The following is a 19851-nucleotide window of genomic DNA, read 5'->3' on the forward strand; positions in this document are numbered from 1 at the left end:
AGTTCTGATTTAAGGATTTGTCAAATAATGAATTAGAATAAAAAATACCGATAAATCTTTGCGACCTGCTGATAAAAACGCTCATCTTTAGAACCATCGGAACATAATAAATCCATATGTAACAAGTAATGATAATGTTGGTATGCTTTCTTTAATAGAGTCAACTGCTCCATATTAATCACTCCTGCAGCAAATAAATGATTTAACTGATTTAGCGTATGGGTAGAACGCGCTAAAGAAGGCTGGCCTAAGTTTAATACAAGAAATTGCACTAAAAATTCCAGATCCAATAAACCACCAGCAACATGCTTCAAATGATGGATTTCGTGATATTGATCGATTTTAGAACGCATTGCCACGATTTCTTTTTGCAAAGTTTCCTGATTACGTGGCATCGCAAGTACCTCTTTTTTCATCTGTAAAAACGCATGTTGCATAGGCGAATTTACCGTCACAATACGTGCTTTCAACAAGGCTTGGTGCTCCCAGGTCCAAGCTTGATTTTTTTGATATTCGATAAAAGCATCAATATGGCTTACCAACAAACCAGCAGAGCCAGAAGGACGTAGACGAGTGTCTACAGCATACAAAACCCCAGACTGAGAACGTGTGGTCAATGAATGAAGAATTTTTTGCGTCAATCGTGTTACTAAAGCTTCATCAGAAGAAGCCGCTGAATGTAAAAAAACCAGATCTAAATCAGAAGCATAATTCATTTCACGACTGCCTAATTTACCATAAGCAATAATAGCAAAATGTGATTGAATTCTTTTCATTTCCGGATAACGCACAGCCAATTGTTCGCTAGAGAGAAGTAACACTTGATTGACAATTACCTGCGCCACATCAGATAAAAATTTACCAATGCGCACAGAACTACTAAATCCGTAAAGCTCAGCACGTGCAGCCATCAACCAATGAGATAATTTAAATTGGCGCAATATCTCTTCTTGTGCTTCCACATCCTGACGCAAAGCCAATTGCTCACGTAATGATTTTTCTAATTGCTGTCGCGACAGAGGATGCCATTCTTCACCTTGATCTAATAATACTTCCAATAAAAAAGGCTGATTGACTAAAAGTGAAGTAATAAAAGGACTATGGGCAAACCAAAACAATAGTTCGACAAGCACAGGAGGATTTTCCGTCAATAAAGCCAAATAGGCGCTACGCCCAACGATATTATCCAAAAGATGCACTACTTGTAATAATATTTCATCAGTATTTTTAACTTGCGCTAATTCAGTAAGCAATAGCACCATAAAACGATCCAAGCGCATACGTGCACCTTGTGGTAAACGTCGACAACGTGGGCCATGGCAAAAAGCATGGATTAACTGATAACAACGCTCTGCATTATCAAATTCTAAACTAGATAACAAATTAATCGACATATTAGTTTCTATATGTCCTTGCCACAAGCTGATCAATTGATTAGCCAACATGCGCTTTTCATCTTCATAAAAATCGGTCTTCCCCATTACCGCATGAAAAGCAAAGCTGATAATGCGTTGATATTGGTGTAATTTGGTGAGTAACTCCTTCCAGGCAGGAAAACCCATAGCCAAAGTCACTTGTGCTTGTTGTAGTGGATCTTTAGGTAAAGAATGCGTTTGTTGATCATTTAAACTTTGCACTACATTTTCTAATTGCCGTAAAAATAAATAAGCTTGTTTTAAAGCCCCGCTATGAGTGAGCAAACACTCACGTTTTAAAATAGCAAGCACTGCCAAAGTATTTTGTAATTGTAATTGTGGTAAACGCCCACCGCGAATCAATTGAAAATTTTGAATAATAAATTCAACTTCACGAATGCCTCCTTTGCCACGTTTAATATCATCCAAACGCGGATTAAGTCGTACTTCCCGTTCTATCATCGCTTTCATACTGCGTAACGATTCAATCACACTAAAATCAACATAACGTCGATAAACAAAAGGAATGATTAAACGCTCAAACCAAGGATGAACTGCATCCACCGTTTCAGAAATTACCCGAGCCTTAATCATTGCATAGCGTTCCCAATCTCGGCCTTGTTCTTGGTAATAAGTTTCCATAGCAGATAAACTGGGAACTAAAGTGCCACTCTCACCATTAGGTCTTAATCTTAAATCCACACGAAAAACAAAACCTTCAGCGGTGATATTTTGTAAAATTTGACTAAAAAGCTGAGCTGCTTTATTAAAATAAGATTGATTATCGAGACCTTCTTTGCCATCGGTCTCTCCTACTGCTGAATATGCAAAAATAAGATCAATATCTGAAGAGTAATTGAGTTCTCGCCCTCCAAGTTTCCCCATCGCCAAGGTCAGTAACGTGGCTTCTTTACCTTTGGTATCATGAGGAACACCATACCGTTGCGATAAACTTTGCTGGCAATAACTTAAAGCATGCAAAATAATTGCATCAGCACAATCAGACCAGGCGCGCATGACTATTTCTGTTTTTATGATCCCCGCATATTCCATAAGCAGCAAGCGTAAAAAATGCGTGTTACGAAATATTCGTAGTTCACGCATATAATTTGCTTGTGCTAAATCAAGTGCTATTTTTTTTACCTCATGAAAATATTCTTCACGGGAAATCAAAATCGTACACTCATCCTGAACTAAAAGATTTTTTAATGTCTGTATGTGTTTGCAGGCATAATCACTTACTAACGCCAATTTTTGAGCCGCGTTAGCAAGAGGATGTTCTAATTCCGAAAAGTGTTTTTCGATAAACCAGGATTTGGATTCGAATAACTCGGAGATTTCGATTGACATAAATTTTCTAATTATTTATTGAATAATGAAATTTTTCATTCCCAAAACTAATACTCTCGTTATAAGCTATAAAAATCAATAACTATTCCATGAAATTAAAATGAATTTTCTGCTTCGTATCTTAATTGTCTGTATCAGTCTTAGTTCCAATATATTTGCGGCAGATTTACCTGTACTAAATATAGGCACTGAAAGCTTCAATCCACCCTTCGTCATGCAAGGTTCTAAAAATAAAATTTATGGCTTTGACATAGACATGATGAATACCTTGTGCAAAATAATGCAACGCACCTGTAAATACCACATCATGCGTTTTGATCAATTGCTTGATGCTGTTTCACAAAGAAAATTAGATATGGCTATAAGCTCAATTACGATTACTCCTGAGCGTGCAAAGTTGGTTAATTTCAGTATGCCTTATCTACCAAGTTATTCGCGCTTTTTAATCAAAGCCTCAAACAAAATCGAGCCATTTACTCTGCAGTATTTGAACGGTAAAAAAGTTGGCTTGGAAGCTGGAACTATTTTCCCCCAACAATTAGAAGCTATGGGTGCAAAAAATGAGAAACTCAAAATTTATCCTACGATTTCAGATCAATTAATAGGCCTAAGAAATGACCAGGTAGATGTCATCCTCTTGGATAATCCCACAGCCACTTACTGGGCTTCTAACTCTTCTGAGACTTTTAAATTGGAAGGTTCTTCTTATATGTATGGCGATGGTTTGGGTATTGCGATTAATCCTGGTGAATCTAATTTATTGTCTATGGTAAATCAAGCCTTGTTACAGTATCAAAACTCACCTGAATATAAACAAAATTATGATCGTTATTTGTTTGAATTTTAAGGTAAACATGAAAAAACGCTGGTATTTAATTTGTTTTCTTTTTTGCGTGTACTTATTACTCAGTATCCCACTAAATGCAGATGCAGGTGAAATAACTGGTAACACACTGGTGCATGAAGATTCTTCACGCTCATTTAAAATTGCTCCTAATATTCCTGAATTCACATTGATTTTTAAAAAAGGGATTGACATTAAAGATCTTTATTTAATCTCTCCTAACGGCATAAAATACTCTCTGGCTAAAGAGAATAATGGTTTTCTTGCAACTAAAAATTATGAAGTAGTGCAAATGAAAAAACCGTTATCGGGAGAATGGCGCCTCTTAGGCCCAGAACAAAAAACGAAGCGCATTTTAATTTTAACCAATGTCCATTTAGCTACCAATTTCAATACTGGCCTCTATTTTAATAATGAATACATTATTCTTACTGGTTACTTAGAACAAGACGGTAAGCCCATCACCAATGATATGGCTGTTGATGGCATGAACATGAATTTAGAGCTTAAAAATAAAGATCATACTTTTTCATACGTTATTCCTTACAATAACCATGGACTATTTGATAATAATTTAATCTTAAATATACCTGTTGGGACTTATAAAGCCACTTGGAGTGCACAAAGTACCTATTTATCCCAAAAACTGCAATTTATGATTGTGGTTGATGAGACACCGTTTAGACAAAACATTAATTTAGAACATGATGAATTAATGCTACAACTGGTGAAACCTGAGACCATCAAAGACAGTACTGTGGCAGTTAAAATATTTTATAATAATAAACCACAGGATGTTAAAATCATTAAAACTGCTCTGGCATGGATTGCTAATTTCTATCCTCTATGTGAAAAACCCGGATTTACAGAAGATGAAGTATTAATACAAGTGACAGCACAAATGTTCAGCGGCCGTGATTTAGTATTTAAGTTATTACTCGATGAAAAAATATGCTCACCCAATTATGTGCCTTCACCTCTAACTCAATCTGTAAATCCACAAGGAAAACCCTTACTCAAGCCATCAGAAAAAACAATAAAAAATAATACTAAATTTAAAAAACATTATGTATTTTTAATATTAATAATAGTATTAGCAGCACTGATTTCTATTGTGTTATTGGGAATCCGATATAAGAACAAAATTAACAAAATCAAAGAAGAATTATAAGAAGCGCTGCCAATACATGACCACAATGGTAAGAGGTCACGTAATGGCGTCAACTTAAGGATTTTTAAATAGAGTTGTAGGTTGGGCCTTGGCCCAACTGGTATCATCATAACCTATTGTTGGGCCAAGGCCCAACCTACGATTTTCCTTAACTTAATGACAGAGAGAAAGAGGAAATAGCCTTAGGTTGACGCCATTAAGAGGTCACAGGGGATGGTGAATCTTGGCTGAACGGTCATATTTGAGCACAGGTTGTGCCAAAGATGGCTGTTCCCTAATAGGGACTGACTTTTTACTCACAATGAGACTAGTAAATATGCCCTCTCCATGAGGAGGAGAGGGATGAAGTCTAGTGTAAGGTTTGTCCTTGAGTCAGGCAACGTGTAATCACTCGCCGAGTGACATAATCTCCCTGAATGACACCATACACTGAGTTGAAATGTTTCGCTAAAGCAACAACCCATCCCGATAGGCAAAAACTCATACGCTTTTCAGTAGGATCGACAACAATTTCAAAAAGCCCTAATGAATCACTATCACGTTCATTCGCGTACTCTTCCATAATTACGCGTGCTGTCTGTAAATCTCTGTCTCTAGTAGACCAATTTTGACTCATATTATTTTCCTAAAAAGCATGTTTAAGTCTCTACAACGCCTCAATTAGATGAGGATTAATTTTTAAATTACAAGAGCAGAAACGCAAGGATATTATGCCTTATTTTGGACAAATACTCAATATTAAGGTTAATTTTTGCTCTATTTAAGCACACAAAAACAGTGATACGAGCATGTATTGAGGTAAGGATTCTTGAGGCAAAGCCTAGTATGTTTTTCACGAACAGCTTATGATATATCCATCTAAAATTTAAAAAAATAAAACATGTCCTATCAAATTTTACCATCAATGCTTTCCGCTGATCTTACCCGTCTGGGTGAGGAAGTGGCTGCAGTAAAACAAGCAGGAGCTGATTACATTCATTTTGATGTTATGGACAATCATTATGTACCTAATCTTACCTTTGGACCTGCATTTTGCGAGGCATTAAGTAAACGCATTCCCGATTTTCCTATTGATGTACACTTAATGGTCACTCCTGTGGATGACTTAATCCATGCTTTTGCTAAAGCAGGAGCGAAGCGCATTAGCTTCCATCCCGAGGCTACAATCCATTTAGATCGCAGCTTGCAACTGATTAAAGATCTAGGCTGTGAAGCCGGTTTAGTATTAAATCCTGCAACATCAATTGAAGTACTGACCTGGTGTATACACAAATTATCTTTTGTACTGGTCATGACTGTAAATCCTGGCTTTGGCGGTCAAAAATTAATTCCTGAAGTAATAAGTAAGATCTCTGCGATTCGCCAACTTTACCCTCAATTGGATTTGTGTATTGACGGTGGCGTTACCACAAAAAATATTGCCACATTAGCGCGCGCTGGCGCCAACCAATTTGTTGCCGGTTCTGCCATATTTAACAGTGCTAATTATCAAGAAACGATTAAATTAATGCGCAAACAATTAATGGATATTTAATTTCACGAAGAAAAGTTATGAAAAAATTGATGATTATCTTATGCGGACTCCTTAGCTCACCAATAACTCAAGCCTTAAATGGTCAGGAATATATGGAACGTTTTAATACTTATATTACTTATAGCCAACATCTTCCCATAGTCCCTAATCAAACTTTTTTAGACTTCGTCAAAGGTTCAACTCCCCTATCTAATAAATTACGAGACCGTTGGCTTTATGAACTGGCACGCATTAAAGATTGGAAAACATATATTGAATATTATCAAGCCACAAGTGACATCAATCTCGTGTGTTACTATGAAATTGCTAAATACAATACTGGGGCTCATGAAGAAGCTTTAAAAGAATCAATTCCTTTATGGTTAACTGGCGAATCTCGTCCTAAAGTATGCGACAGTCTTTTTGATTTATTAATGAAAGATGAACATTTTAATCAAGACCTTATTAGCCAACGCTTTGCTTTAGCCTTAGATCATCGTAACATCCAACTAGCACGTTATTTGCTAAAACAATATAAAACACCGCACTTAGAGGAATTACACGCTTTAACTACCGTATCCCAAACCCCTGCCAGTATCAATAAGCTTAATATCGGTGGTTTAAATGGGGAAATTTATCTTTATGGCTTAAAGCGCATGGTCTCAACCCATATGGATAAAGCGCTGCAACTATGGGAGCACGACAAGACGAAAAAAATACTGAATCAGGCACAACAGCAAATATTCTTAGCACATGTTGCTCTTTATAAAGCGATGCGTAATAGTGAAGATACCTTTGATTGGTTCAATAAAGTGAAACCTGAATATTACAATGATGTCTTGTTAGATTGGCAAATTCGTTTTGCGTTAAAACATAAAAATTGGAAGGAAGTCACTCTGTTAATCAATGATGCTAAAAATAAAGATACACCTTGCTGGCAATATTGGTTAGGACGCTCTTTAGAAGAACAGGGAAAAACCACTGAAGCACGTGCAATTTACGAGCCATTAGCGAAAAACAGGCATTACTATGGCTTTTTAGCAAGCATGCGCTTAAACCAAAAACCAAGCTTTACCAATGAAAAACCAATTAATAATCTTGCGGTATTAAAACCCTATCAAACGTTTATTGATCAGATAAAAATCTTATATCTTAGCAAAAACACCTTGCAAGTTTCGCGATTACTTAATGATTTCATCAGTGAATTACCTAAAGATGAAGCCAGTGCCTTGGTTTATTGGATTGATACAACACTAAAATGGCATGGCAAATCAGTCTTCTTAAGCAATAATGAAACTTTAAATAATCAATTAACCTTAAGATTTCCATTAGCTTATGAAGGTACAATTAAGCAATACTCAAAAAAATACGCAATTCAACCGGAGCTTATTTATGCGATTATCCGTCAAGAAAGCGGCTTTAGAGAGGATGCCACTTCAGCAGTAGGAGCTCGCGGCTTAATGCAAATTATGCCCTATACAGCTGGAGTAGTTTCTAAAGCAGCAAAAATTTCTTATACGAATCAAAGTCAGTTATTTACATCTGAAAAAAACATCAATATCGGGGTCGCTTATTTAAAACAATTAGCACAACGCTTTAGTAATCATCCTATATTAATGGCAGCAGCTTATAATGCGGGACCAAAGCAGGTAGTTTATTGGCGCAGAACTCATCCCCCTAAAGATATCGATGTATGGATTGAAACATTGCCATGGCAGGAAACACGTAATTATTTAAAAAATGTCATGGCATTTTATGTGGTTTATCAATACCGCCTGGCGCAAAAACCTAATTTAGAGCATTTTTTAAGATCATTATAGTGAGCCCGACAATGCACTTTCCTTCGGAAAGTGCATTGTCGTTAGGACCTCCAATTAACCTGTTGCACGCAAACAAGCATCCTCAAAAGCAGCTAATTTTTTACGGGTATCGGTACGAAAGATCCCCTTATCGCATAAATGAGTATAGATATATTTAGAAGCTTTATTTTGATGTCGATCAATAAAACTATTACTGTTTTCATTATTTAATTGATGGTGAATTTTAGTGAAGAATTGTTGTGCACCAGCTTGCCTGACTGCCGTTGGTTTATTTAAAAAAACAATGGTTTCTTGAAAAAGACTAACCGTTAATTCTGCGGTTTTAGTTGCTTTTTCTTGCCGCTCAAAAGGAGTTTGCTGTTCACTGATTAACGCCAATGCTTTAGTACGCATCACACTTAATGCATCATAAATTTTAAAGTAGGCTGTTGCTCGATACAGTTCATCTTTTTGTATTTCTAAAATCCGATGCAAAAGTATGTCTTTTAACTCATCAAGAGTTGTGTTTATATTTGCATTTGTTTTTAGCTCATCAGCTTTTTGGGGAGATTCATCCGATTCACTCCCTGAGGATTCAGACTCTTCCACGTTAAGTTCATAATCATCAAAATACATTTTAGAAAGCATGGTTGCGATTTCCAGCATTTCATATTTTGTCGATTTTATTTTATTCTGAGAGGCAGTTTTAATAGCGATTTGTCTACATTCTCTAACCTGGTCTCCTAAATTTTTAATTTCCGCACCCACAAGATCGAAAATATCCTTGAGTTGATTAGGAAATGCTTCTTTTTCTTCAATTTGCATTTTGTTTTCATTATCTTCTTGAATTTCTCGAAATGCTTTTTTATTATTTTTTACATCCTCTTGAATCAAATTACATAAACGCTCTAAAACTCCAAATATCTTACAAAAATGTTTTGGATCACTGACATAAATATCACCCAATAGTTGAATACTTTTTAATAAATGCGTACATAAATATTGAAGCGAAATAATTTCATGAGTTAATTTAGCGACCTGAGCCATAACAAGGGAGCGATCAATAAGGTGTAACGGATCCTTGACTGTTTCGAATTTTTTAGTTAATTTGTTATAGCGGCTACTGATAAAATTACCACTGTCATTAAATACTCTTTGAATCCGTTTTAATTCACAAGTTATACGCTCTTGCTCTTTGGATTTAGCAAATGAACGCCTGCTATTCATATTTTTTGCTTGATTTAGTAGTGCAAAAAAAGAATTAGGAGAATAAATTTGATTTCCCTGCTTAAGTTCAGTGCCCAGAGATTCAAGATAATAATTTGATAAATTTTCAATCCACTCTCTAAAAATAGATTCTGGAATACAAATTTCTTTATCAGTACTTAATGCAATACCCAATACTTCTGAATGAATATAGTGCTGGCGTACTATCCCTTCTTTGAGTTCTTCATGAGCTACTGTATCTGCTAACTCTGTATCTGCATCTTTAACTACCATTTTTACTAACATACGGATTAGATTATCACTATGATTCACACAACTGTCTTTTAATTCAGCAATTGTATCTTGAAGTGAAAGCACCTCCTTATGTTTTTCAAGTTTCTGTTTGGCCTTTAATAAGTGCATATAAGCAGGAGCAAGACGGCTAAAACGTTGACTTTTTTCGGTATTTTTTTGTGAGGAATAGGCATTAATAAACTTACATATGGCATTGAGATAGGCAATATCATAATCATAACCTAAAAAATTAAGGCATTTAGTTTCGATCATTTGCATTAAATACGAAATAACACCAGCACTAATGTCATTTGCCTTACTCTCCCCACCCCCACCTTTAAGACGAGAAAAATAATATTCTTTTAGTTTTCTAAGTGCAGCACGAATGGATTCTCTATAGCTGGCTAAGGCAATGTCCGTACCCCGAGGGATTTCAGTGCCGATTTCTTTAACCTGTTCTGGAGTAAAATGCATGGATTGATAATGCTCGCCTACAATTTGAAATATAGGTGGAAATCCATGAATTTTGCCAATATTAGGAACTACTATTTGTTTTAAATGCGCCGTATATAATCCATTAATCTCTTCAATTTTTTTCTTATGCTTTTTTTCTTGATAACTCTTAAATTCTGCATAAGTAAATAAAGCGGCGCTAACTGCTAAAACAGCACCAGCAGTAACCAACGAGGGAATTGTTTCAGCACTTGCAAAAAGACTAAGTGCACTGGGGCTTCCTAATTTAGTTAAATCCGAACTCACTGTCATGACATTAACTCCTTGTTACTCTCAAAGAAATTGAAAAACATCTCCCTTGTTGCTCTTTTGAGTATAGTAATTCAATTTAATTTCTGTGGATTTCGGAGGATAAAAAATAATGAAAGATCAAAGGGGTTATTAGTTTTTAATAAATCCTTAATCTTTAAGAATTACAATAAGCCACTTAGATCAATTAAAATCCAATATAATTAATATCCAGATGCTTTAATGAAAAAAGTAATTATTGGCGCAGGTCCATCAGGTTTATATACAGCGATAAAATTAAAAAAAGAAGGAATACATGACATAATCATCTATGATCCTCGTGCTGGTAATTATACCATCCTGGACATTTAAATAACGATGTGTTTAATGAAGCTCAAAAAATCTTGGCATTGATTTTGGGCCGCAGGACACAATACGCCATATCAAAGATTTAGAAAAATTGCTCTATAGAGAGGCAAAAAAACTGGGTATCTCAATTGAGAATAAACGTTTTGTCCGCATGCATGAAGACAGCAAAGCACCTGGTATTATTGTTGCTAACAATCTGAATGAAGAAGAGATCATTCAAGCCGACTATGTTTTTGATTGCACTGGAGCACGACGTGAAGTGGTGAATGCAATGAATAACGTTGTTCCAAATTCTCCCTTACAATTAACTCTAATTACTGAATTTCCTGTAAAAAATCATTTCCTTGCTTATGTAAAAATAAGTAAAAATGATTGGGCGCAGTTTAAAAAAGATAACGAACGAATTGAGAAATCTCCAGAATCTTTAGATTCATTATCTTTTGTGCAGTCAATTATGAAATTAAGAGCTATGGAATGGAGCGGATTGATGCTCTATTTAAGCATATGAAGAATCGTGATGATGAAATTCATTATTTTGACTCTATTGAATATTTGCGGTCAATCCACAATCTTCTTCAGAAGCATAAACTGAGAAGGTTACTCAATCTTTAAAGTAATTTGGAATATTTAATCAAGCATCATGGTCACCAGAGATAAACACACCAAAAGTAACTCCATTCCCTTCATTTAATTGATTCTAATAATAATTAATCGCCATGCGCAACTCAAATGAAATACAAATCATGCCTCATTCCTTATGGCTCTCGCAAAGCGTGTTAAAACATGATTAGCACGTTTTGCAAATTCATGCACTGCCTCATCAGGACTCATTAAACCTGCAAACATTGATTCTACAACTTCGTCATTAATCGCACGAATTTGATTTTGTGGCCCATAGTATTTCAATGACCGTCCCCCAGCTTGCAATTCCATTTGCGCTAATACTAAATTCGGGTGATGACTAGATTTAACAATCTCAGCATAAACACCTTGTAAGCCTAATGGCAAATAGCCAGTATTGTTATGCCAACGTTGCTGTGTTTGCGGCTGCGCGATAAATGCAAAAAACCGAGCAATTCCTTGATATTGCTCTTTACTTTGTCCAGCCACAGCCCATAGCGCAGCACCACCAGCCACATTGGTATAACGAATTGGGCTGACCTTGGTATCTAAAGGCATAGTGGCTACTCCCAAACGAAAGGAAACTAGGGCGGATAAACTATTATACGCTCCAGACGACTGGCTAAACAAAGGACAAATACTACTGGTAAACAAAATAGTTGCATCATCACCCCGCCCCGCATAACGAAAATAATGCTGCTGATGCCAACGTTTTAAACGAGTAAAATGACTTATTAACTGCGGAGTATCAAACACTGCGTGCTTAGGATTACCTTGTGTTAAAGGCAATCCATGCAGTGCTAAAAAAGACTCAAAAAGAATCCATCCTGGATAAGCAGAAGTATAAACACAACTATAACCGCTTTTTTTAAGCCTAGCGGCTAAAACTTCCATATCATCCCAGGTCTTAGGAAAATTTTCCTCGGTGTAACCTACTTTAGCCAAGGCATCCCTATTGTAATAAAGAATTGGGACTGAAAGATTAAAAGGGAAAGCGATTAAGCGCCCATTTCTGCTGTAAAACTCACGAACTACAGAAATAAAATCATCTTGCGGCAAACTGATGCCTTGCTCTTGCATTAACTCCTCAACAGGTTTTATCACGCCCTTGGGAGAATACATAAGAGCAGTCCCCACTTCAAAAATTTGTACCATTGCTGGTGGTTGTTGCGCGCGAAATGCGGCAGCAAAACTGGTTAGAGTCTCAGTATAACTGCCTTTATAGACTGGTTTTACCCAATAGGTCTTTTGACTTTGATTAAACGCATCAGCCAACGCCCTGACCTCATCACCAATTTGACCAGCCATGCCATGCCAAAGCACAAGTTCAAGACGTTTTGCCTGTACTGGTAAAACAAAAAATAGGATGCATAAAAATGCAATTAATTTTTTCATGCGAGCAAATCTGGATAATCGCTAAACACTGCATCAACACCCCATTGAAACAGTTTATTAGCCTGACGTTTGCGATTGACAGTATATGAACAAACAATATATCCCTCATCCTTTACTGCTTTTACGCGAGCAGCAGTTAGAATTCGGCGATTAAAATGAATGGAAAAACAATCCAATTGTTTGGCTTTTTGTAACCACTGATCATCCCAAGCATGAAACAATAGCCCTAAGGGCATTTCTGGAGCAAGATTACGACACATGACCAAAGCATCCCATGAAAAACTAGAAACTAAGGGTAATTGCTTTGCCGCAGGCCAATGACGATTTAGATAAGTCAACACCGTTACTGCTGTTTGCTCATCCGTACCCAGATAAGGCTTAATTTCAATATTAGCTTGCATTTCAGAAGCAGCAAGCCATTCTAAAACTTCACTAAAATGTGGGATGTGCTCACCTTTAAACTTTCGTGAAAACCAAGAACCAGCATCTAAGGTTTGTAAATAACTGGATTCGACTTTACCTATCTCGCCACGACCATTTGTGGTTCTTTTTAATTGGTCATCATGAAATATAAATGGCTCACCATCAGCACTACACATCACATCAAATTCTATGAAACCACACCCCATCACCCGTGCTTTATCAAAGGATGCCATAGTGTTTTCCGGAGCATAAGCAGAGGCTCCGCGATGACCAATAATTTTTTCTACAACTAACAAATTAATTCCCCTGTTTACGGTTTGAAGCCGCCTCAACCATAGCAGTTAAGGTTAGTTCATTACTTACCGACAAGGTAGGTGTTGGTGCAACAGCTCCAGCCATCATGACCATGGTTTCTTTGGCTTGATAGGCTCTTGGTGGTTGCACTGGAGGATTATCACCAGAAACAAAAACCAAATTACTCACACTGTAATTTTGTGGTGAATAAGCCTTATTCATACGCACAAGTTCATCATTTATTTGTTGATATAACTGCTCGCGAACTTGAACATAAACCGCCTGTATTTCTTCTAAACTGGGTTTGAAATCCACATCGGCAATTTCATATTTAGCTCCCGGCATACTCACTGATTTGGCATTTTGATAGATATCGGTCAACGCGGATTGATTCACACGTGCCTGAGCATGCACATAAAGCTTTTCTAAGCCTGAACTGTCTTGTGAGCGATCAAATTGCAGCAAATGCCAATCACCTTTAGCAATTTTATTCAAACGTTCCATGATGTCAGAACGTGCTTTCACCAAATCCGCATTTGACAGAGTCACATTTATATTTACTCCAAGCAATGCAGACTGAGTAGTTACCCATTGTTTTGCAGACACTTGAAACACAATTTTATCAAGCACCATCGGTGGTGGAAATACATCTGCTGCAAACGCACACGAAGTTACCACCATCAAAGCCAGCATTTTGACTACTGCCTGTCGCATAACTTTCTCCAATTTGATAAATAACTGAATTAGTTTATACCAGTAGCCTCTAATAAGCCAAATTATCATTGATTTAATCAGTAAATAGGTCTATAACTTCTTGCAAAAAAATTTGCTAGAGGAGTTGAAGTAATGATGTCTATCGATAATAGAATAAACAATGACCATGCAAAAACAGAAGATGATTTCCTAGAGTACGCGTTAACCCATGGTTTTGGAGACTTACATCTCAAAGTTGATCCTGCTACAGGGATGAAAGCCATCATTGCAATTCATAATACTAAATTAGGTCCAGCCCTTGGCGGTTGTCGTTTTATCGAATACCCAACCACAGCAGCAGCAATTAAAGATGCAATGCGCCTGGCTCGCGGTATGAGTTATAAAGCAGCCTCAGTTAATTTACCTTTAGGTGGTGGCAAGTCAGTAATTATCAAACCCCGCGGTGCCTTTGACCGTGCTGGATACATGCATCAATTTGGTAAATTTATCAACGAATTAAATGGTCGCTACATTACTGCTTTAGATAGTGGGACTGTATTAAGCGACATGGACATTATCAACGAGCATACTCCTTATGTTGCAAGTTTATCTAAGTACGATGGCGATCCATCCCCTTCTACAGCCAACGGAATTCTCAGAGGGATTCAAGCATCCGTTGCATTTAAACTGAAAAAAGACACCCTTAAAGGAATTCACGTGGCCATTCAAGGTCTAGGTCACGTAGGTTATTTACTTGCACAACATTTACATGAATTAGGAGCAGTCTTAACGGTTACTGACATTTCTCCGGCTGCTGTTGAAAAAGCAGTTCATGAGTTTGGCGCAAAACCAGTAAGCACTGATGAAATTCACCAGGTACCCTGTGATGTATTTGCTCCTTGTGCCTTAGGTGCCGTTATTAATGACATTACGATTCCACAATTACAAACAACAATTATCGCAGGTGCTGCAAATAATCAGTTAGCTCATACTTACCATGGTAAGGTATTGCATGATCGTGGTATTTTATTTGCTACAGATTATGTGATTAACGCGGGAGGATTGATTTTTGCTGCTTCAAAATATTTACAGCGCCCTGAAAGTGAAGTCAGTGAACAAATCGATCATATCTACACTCATCTAATAGAAATATTTGAACGTTCTGCAAAAGAAAATTTACCAACAAATGAAATTGCTGACGCATTAGCGCAAGAGAAATTAGCTTGATGAAACAATTGACTCTAACTCCTGAATTATATGATTACATATTAGATAAATCCTTACGTGAGCATCCAGTTTTAGCAAGCTTACGTAAAGCGACTTCGACTATGGAGTTAGCCAATATGCAAATTTCTCCGGAGCAGGCGCAATTCATGCAGTTTTTGCTGCGTATGATTGGTGCAAAAAATGTTTTGGAATTAGGGACATTCACCGGCTACAGTGCCTTAGCTATGGCCTTGGCACTGCCTAATGAAGGTCGTTTAATTACCTGCGATATCAGTGAACAATGGACTAAAGATGCACATAAATTTTGGCAAGAAGCAAAGCAAGATCATAAGATTGAATTACGCCTCGGCCGTGCTTTAGATTCGTTAGAGGCTCTAGTTGCCGAAGGTTGGAAACAAAAATTTGATTTTATCTTTATTGATGCTGACAAAACAAATTATGTGCCCTATTATGAAATGGCATTAAAACTTATTCAGCCCAAAGGGGTTATTGCTATTGATAACGTTCTATGGGACGGTAAAGTAATTGATAGTGGCAATGAAATAAATGGGCAAACACGAGAAATACGCAGACTTAATGATTTAATTAAAAAGGATCAACGTGTCTTTGTTAGTCTGTTACCTATAGCAGACGGCTTATTTTTAATACAAAAAGTATAAGCTCATTTATACCACATTCATCCGCTTACCCAGTCAAAGGATCTGATGTTAAAAACTTATTTCCAATGTATATTTATGGATGCATCTTTAAAGGAGTGTCATGCATGCAAACAAATAATAACCCCTGTGGATTAGATGGTTTTGCTTTTTTAGAGTTTTCTGGTCCTGATAAAAAACATCTACACCAGCAACTTATCAACATGGGTTTTCAAGCCACTGCCACCCATAAAGATCAAGACATCACACTATATCGCCAAGGTGAAATCCAATTGATTGTTAATGCCACTAAAAATAGTCAAGCAGCAGAGCACGCAATAAATCACGGAGCAGGCGCTTGTGCCATGGGATTTAAAGTACATAATGCAAAAGCTGCTTTTGACCATGCACTGAAGCACGGAGCAACAGCTTTTGAAGATTGTCAGCATGCACCTCATGGTTTGCCCGCAATTCAGGCCATTGGTGGGAGTGTGATTTATTTTGTAGATGAGCAGCATCAACCTTTTGCTAAGCACTGGAACGTTCAGTCTAGCGCCCCTGTGAAAGGCAATGGCTTACTTTTAGTGGATCATCTTACCCATAACGTATTTCGTGGTAATATGGATAAGTGGGCTAATTTCTATGAAAAGATTTTTAACTTTCAAGAAATTCGTTACTTTAATATCAAAGGAAAAATGACAGGCTTGTCAAGCCGTGCTCTTGGCAGCCCCTGTGGCAAAATCAAAATTCCTTTAAACGAATCTAAAGACGATGTGTCACAAATTGAAGAATTTTTGCATGAATATCATGGCGAAGGTATCCAACATATGGCACTGACTACAGACGATATTTATCACACAGTGCGTAGCTTAAGAGAGCACGATGTGCATTTTCTTGATGTACCGGACACCTATTATGAAATGATAGATGATCGTCTTCCTTGGCATAAAGAACCAGTAAAAGAATTACAAGCTGAAAAAATACTCATAGATGGCGAGCATGATCCCAAACATGGTTTATTACTGCAAATTTTCACTGAAAATATGTTTGGTCCAGTGTTTTTTGAAATCATTCAACGCAAAGGCAATCAAGGTTTTGGGGAGGGAAATTTCCAAGCTCTATTTGAAGCCATTGAACGCGATCAAATTAAACGTGGGACCTTAAAGGAAATCAGTTAAAAGGAACTTTATGAAATTAGCTACATTAAAATCTCCATCTTCGCGAGATGGGGAATTATGTGTTGTCAATCAATCATTGACTCAAGCAGTACGTGTGTCACAAATTGCCCCTAATTTACAATATGCTTTAGATCATTGGCAAGAACTCGAACCACTTCTACAAAAAGTATATAAACAATTAAATGAGCAAGGATTAGAAAACCAATTCGCCTTTGATGCCAAACAATGTAATTCGCCTTTGCCTCGCGCTTACCAATGGGCTGATGGCAGTGCATATGTCAATCATGTGGAATTGGTTCGCAAAGCGCGTGGAGCTGAAATGCCTGCTGATTTTTGGACCAACCCACTCATGTATCAAGGAGGCTCAGATACCTTCTTAGGTCCAAGAGATGCTATTATAGTTGCAGATGAAGCATATGGAATTGATTTTGAAGCGGAAATTGCAGTGATCACTGATGATGTACCTATGGGTATTCATCATAAAGAAGCGAGCAAGCACATCAAATTATTGATGCTTGTTAATGATGTCTCTTTGAGAAATTTGATTCCTGAAGAAATTGGTAAAGGATTTGGCTTTTTCCAATCCAAACCTTCCAGCAGTTTTTCGCCAGTTGCCATTACCCCCGATGAATTAGCTCAAGCCTGGGATGGGCAACGAGTGCATTTGCCTTTAATGAGTCATTTAAATGGTACTTTGTTTGGTCAACCTAATGCGGGCATTGACATGACTTTTTCGTTTACACAATTGCTGCAGCATGCAACTAAAACAAGAGCATTAGCTGCAGGCTCCATTATTGGTTCAGGAACCGTATCAAATGTAGATCGAAGTCAAGGTTCTTCATGTATTGCTGAAAAACGCATGTTAGAAATTATTGAACAAGGCAAGGCACAAACCTCATTCATGCATTTTGGCGATACCATTCGTATTGAAATGTTGGATAAACAAGGTAAAAGCCTTTTTGGTGCCATAGAGCAAACGGTTAAACAAGCAAAGGTGAACTAATGAAATTGTATGATTATTTTCGTTCTACTGCATGTTATCGTGTACGCATTGCCCTAAATCTCAAGGGTATTGCTTATGAAAAACACGCCATTCATTTACTGAATCATGGCGGTGAGCATCATAATGAAGAATACCGCAAAATCAATCCGCAAGAGTTGGTTCCTTCTTTAAATGTTGATGGCCATATACTGCATCAATCTTTGGCTATTATTGAGTATTTAGATGAAATCCACCCAACGCCAGCATTACTGCCTATAGCGCCTCTAGATAGAGCAAATGCGCGCGCTTTAGCATTAATGATTGCGTGTGACATGCATCCAGTCAATAATTTACGCATCCTCAATCGCTTAAAAGAACAATTCCATGCGAATGAAACTCAGATACAAGACTGGTATCATCATTGGTTAAAAAAAGGATTTTCTGCCATAGAAACTAAGTTGCAGAGCATTAAAAAGATAGGACCATTTTGTCTTGGTGATGCAGTAACTATAGCCGATATTTGCCTCATTCCCCAAGTGTTTAATGCCCATCGCTTTAATTTTGGCATGCATGAGTATCCATTGATTAATGAAATCTACGACCATTGTACCTTACTCAACGCATTTAAAAACGCTGCTCCAGAGGAGTAGGTAGTTATGCAAATGTACTGATTATTTCTATTACTTAAGAGATAGGTCGTTACTATAAATGAATACTCTGCTTTAGCATATACTCATAATTAATATATTCTTGCTCTAAGCGAACTTGCTCGCCAAAATGGTTTTCTTGCAATGCTTTGTATAAATTGAGTTCGACGGGATATAGATGGGTTAATGCTGCTGTTCTTGGTTTTGCTTCTTTGGTCCAATGAGCCCGATGATGTAACAAAGTCTGCTCATTCATCAATAAGGATTGTGCATTTGGAATTGCCTTTCTGAATTGATTGAGAATGGCAAAACCGTGTGTATCAATATCTCCCCAATAAAATACTTGCTTTTCATTGAGCCAATGTGTAAGTGATAAAAAATCAAATCCATATCCACAACCGAAAAGAATCAGAGCATTTGGATAGTCTGGAAAAGTCAAGGCATTAATGTCATTTTCAATGACAAATACTGTTTTTACGGGTAAATCGAGAAAAGTAAAAGCCTCAGTAGTGATACTGAGGTCAGAAAGACCATGTAAATAAAGTGATTTATCCAAGATACGAAAACGTACTAATTGCGGTTTTTCTAAAAACCCATATCGTAATGCAAAATGATGTGTTGCACTCATTTCCTTATTTATCGCATATTCAGGAAGACATAAGTCAAACCATTCACTCAAGACCTTTTGATGATGTTCAATAAATTTGGTATCTATTGCAGGTAAACTAAGTTGGCGCAAATAAATATTAGGTTTTGGATGATGAAGCAACCAATCTACAATAGTTATCAACCGAGGAAGCTCATGTTCTAATTGAAGCAAGCGATGAGGTTTTTTTAATATCCATGTTTGTAGTTGTGGAAAAATATCAAGAACACGATTGACTAGTGACAAAAATAAAGGAATCCATTTTTTCTTGCCTAACCAGGCTAAAGCATCAAATGACGAATAAATCCACAAAGCAGAAGGAATTTCATTTCGTCCCAACTGCCAGTGATTGATTTGTAGTAGTTCAAACTTGATCTGACAGTTGCCAGTTTTTCAGAAGTGTCTGTC

18 protein-coding genes are annotated in these 19851 nt (G+C 37.0%); 11 read left to right on the forward strand and 7 right to left on the reverse strand.

The genetic code is table 11. The features are described from left to right. Positions 1-32: 32 nt before the first annotated feature. A complete protein-coding gene (gene glnE / locus QM652_RS08450) occupies positions 33-2765 on the reverse strand; it encodes a bifunctional [glutamate--ammonia ligase]-adenylyl-L-tyrosine phosphorylase/[glutamate--ammonia-ligase] adenylyltransferase (RefSeq protein WP_415074760.1) in 2733 nt (910 codons plus the stop codon). A 100-nt stretch (positions 2766-2865) separates the two neighbouring features. On the opposite strand from glnE, the gene QM652_RS08455 reads away from it, so the two are divergent. Then, positions 2866-3612: a transporter substrate-binding domain-containing protein gene (locus QM652_RS08455; protein WP_415074762.1), complete on the forward strand. Its 747-nt coding sequence runs from the start codon at positions 2866-2868 to the stop codon at positions 3610-3612. Positions 3613-3619: 7 nt separating this feature from the next. Continuing rightward, positions 3620-4780: a hypothetical protein gene (locus tag QM652_RS08460; RefSeq protein WP_415074764.1), complete on the forward strand. Its 1161-nt coding sequence runs from the start codon at positions 3620-3622 to the stop codon at positions 4778-4780. 349 nt (positions 4781-5129) lie between these two features. Here the strand turns inward: QM652_RS08460 and QM652_RS08465 are convergent, their stop codons facing one another. Further along, complete coding sequence (locus QM652_RS08465) at positions 5130-5396, reverse strand: hypothetical protein (RefSeq protein ID WP_415074766.1); 267 nt, start codon at positions 5394-5396, stop codon at positions 5130-5132. 264 nt (positions 5397-5660) lie between these two features. Between QM652_RS08465 and rpe the strand changes: the two genes are divergently transcribed. Next, a complete protein-coding gene (gene rpe, locus QM652_RS08470; protein WP_415074768.1) occupies positions 5661-6314 on the forward strand; it encodes a ribulose-phosphate 3-epimerase in 654 nt (217 codons plus the stop codon). A 17-nt stretch (positions 6315-6331) separates the two neighbouring features. Then, positions 6332-8113, forward strand: a complete 1782-nt coding sequence (locus tag QM652_RS08475) for a transglycosylase SLT domain-containing protein (RefSeq protein WP_415074770.1) — start codon at positions 6332-6334, stop codon at positions 8111-8113. A gap of 54 nt (positions 8114-8167) precedes the next feature. Here the strand turns inward: QM652_RS08475 and QM652_RS08480 are convergent, their stop codons facing one another. Beyond that, positions 8168-10357 (reverse strand): hypothetical protein, encoded by a 2190-nt coding sequence (locus tag QM652_RS08480; RefSeq protein WP_415074772.1) that lies wholly within the window; start codon positions 10355-10357, stop codon positions 8168-8170. A 219-nt stretch (positions 10358-10576) separates the two neighbouring features. On the opposite strand from QM652_RS08480, the gene QM652_RS08485 reads away from it, so the two are divergent. Together QM652_RS08485 and QM652_RS08490 are read left to right on the forward strand one after the other, a co-directional pair. Beyond that, a complete protein-coding gene (locus QM652_RS08485; protein WP_415074774.1) occupies positions 10577-10705 on the forward strand; it encodes an NAD(P)-binding protein in 129 nt (42 codons plus the stop codon). Between the two features lie 88 nt (positions 10706-10793). Beyond that, positions 10794-11210 carry a hypothetical protein gene (locus tag QM652_RS08490; RefSeq protein WP_415074776.1) on the forward strand — a complete coding sequence of 139 codons (417 nt, stop codon included), beginning with the start codon at positions 10794-10796 and terminating at the stop codon, positions 11208-11210. 233 nt (positions 11211-11443) lie between these two features. On the opposite strand, the gene QM652_RS08495 is transcribed toward QM652_RS08490, so the two are convergent. The 3 genes from QM652_RS08495 to QM652_RS08505 are packed head-to-tail and all read right to left on the reverse strand — an operon-like array spanning position 11444 to position 14149. Continuing rightward, on the reverse strand, positions 11444-12718 hold the full coding sequence (locus tag QM652_RS08495) for an extracellular solute-binding protein (RefSeq protein ID WP_415074778.1): 1275 nt from the start codon (positions 12716-12718) through the stop codon (positions 11444-11446). Continuing rightward, positions 12715-13437, reverse strand: a complete 723-nt coding sequence (ugpQ, locus tag QM652_RS08500) for a glycerophosphodiester phosphodiesterase (protein ID WP_415074780.1) — start codon at positions 13435-13437, stop codon at positions 12715-12717. Before ugpQ ends, QM652_RS08495 begins: the two co-directional genes overlap by 4 nt. A 1-nt stretch (position 13438) precedes the next feature. Continuing rightward, positions 13439-14149, reverse strand: a complete 711-nt coding sequence (locus QM652_RS08505) for a hypothetical protein (protein WP_415074782.1) — start codon at positions 14147-14149, stop codon at positions 13439-13441. Between the two features lie 132 nt (positions 14150-14281). Here QM652_RS08505 and QM652_RS08510 point away from each other — a divergent pair, with 132 nt between their 5' ends. The 5 genes from QM652_RS08510 (at position 14282) to maiA (ending at position 18800) form a co-directional block, all read left to right on the forward strand. After that, complete coding sequence (locus QM652_RS08510; protein ID WP_415074784.1) at positions 14282-15355, forward strand: Leu/Phe/Val dehydrogenase; 1074 nt, start codon at positions 14282-14284, stop codon at positions 15353-15355. Further along, entirely contained in the window at positions 15355-16014 is a 660-nt protein-coding gene (locus tag QM652_RS08515) for an O-methyltransferase (RefSeq protein ID WP_415074792.1), read from the forward strand. Before QM652_RS08510 ends, QM652_RS08515 begins: the two co-directional genes overlap by 1 nt. A gap of 104 nt (positions 16015-16118) precedes the next feature. Then, positions 16119-17168: a 4-hydroxyphenylpyruvate dioxygenase gene (hppD, locus tag QM652_RS08520; protein WP_415074786.1), complete on the forward strand. Its 1050-nt coding sequence runs from the start codon at positions 16119-16121 to the stop codon at positions 17166-17168. A gap of 10 nt (positions 17169-17178) precedes the next feature. Continuing rightward, positions 17179-18171: a fumarylacetoacetate hydrolase family protein gene (locus tag QM652_RS08525; protein ID WP_415074788.1), complete on the forward strand. Its 993-nt coding sequence runs from the start codon at positions 17179-17181 to the stop codon at positions 18169-18171. Then, positions 18171-18800 carry a maleylacetoacetate isomerase gene (gene maiA, locus QM652_RS08530; protein ID WP_415074790.1) on the forward strand — a complete coding sequence of 210 codons (630 nt, stop codon included), beginning with the start codon at positions 18171-18173 and terminating at the stop codon, positions 18798-18800. The genes QM652_RS08525 and maiA overlap by 1 nt, the downstream gene beginning before the upstream one ends. Before the next feature lie 52 nt (positions 18801-18852). Here maiA and QM652_RS08535 read toward each other — a convergent pair whose 3' ends face one another. Next, a complete protein-coding gene (locus tag QM652_RS08535; protein WP_415074794.1) occupies positions 18853-19818 on the reverse strand; it encodes a Wadjet anti-phage system protein JetD domain-containing protein in 966 nt (321 codons plus the stop codon). Positions 19819-19851 lie beyond the last annotated feature (33 nt).

This window comes from Legionella sp., from assembly GCF_047605385.1.
Lineage (GTDB): Bacteria > Pseudomonadota > Gammaproteobacteria > Legionellales > Legionellaceae > Legionella.